Origin of the sequence: Pseudoxanthomonas kalamensis DSM 18571 (assembly GCF_010211745.1) — a bacterium.
Taxonomy (GTDB): Bacteria; Pseudomonadota; Gammaproteobacteria; order Xanthomonadales; family Xanthomonadaceae; genus Pseudoxanthomonas_A; species Pseudoxanthomonas_A kalamensis.
Map to the genome: position 1 here is coordinate 1 of NZ_PDWQ01000105.1, position 574 is coordinate 574.

Below are 574 nucleotides of genomic sequence, written 5' to 3' on the forward strand. Positions count from 1 at the left end.
CACCAGGTCCGCATCGATGTCGGCGGCAGTGACCAGGCTGACGACGCAGGCATAACACTCGCTGCCGCCGCGCCAGACATGCAGGTCGGCGATGTCGATCGCATGCCCAAGCGCGGCGATGACCTGCTTCACTTCCGCCACCACCGGTGCGTCCATTTCCGCATCCAGCAACACGCTGCCGGTGCTGCGCAGCAATCCCCAGGCCCAGACGGTGACCAGCATTGCGCCGACGATGCCCATGATGGGATCCAGCCAGGTCACGCCCCAGTGCATGCCGGCCACCAGCGCCACGATGGCGAGCACCGAGGTCGCGGCATCGGCCACCACGTGCAGATATGCCGCGCGCAGATTGAGATCGCTGTGCGCATCGTGGTGATGACCATGACCATGACCATGACCATGACCATGACCATGACCATCGTGTGTGTGTGCATGGCCGTGACCGGCATGCGCGTGCGTGTGACCATGGTGATGCCCGTGCGCGTGGCCATGTCCATGCGAATCGCGCAGCCACCACGCGCAAATCAGGTTCACCAGCAGGCCGATCACTGCGATGAAGGTGGCTTCCTGATAC

The 574-nt window shown here is 63.9% G+C and carries 1 protein-coding gene; it reads right to left on the reverse strand.

Annotation, left to right across the window (positions count from 1 at the left end; all coding sequences use genetic code 11):
- The coding region (locus tag CSC70_RS14245) for a cation diffusion facilitator family transporter (protein ID WP_162457224.1) at nt 1–574 on the reverse strand (574 nt) is incomplete at both ends.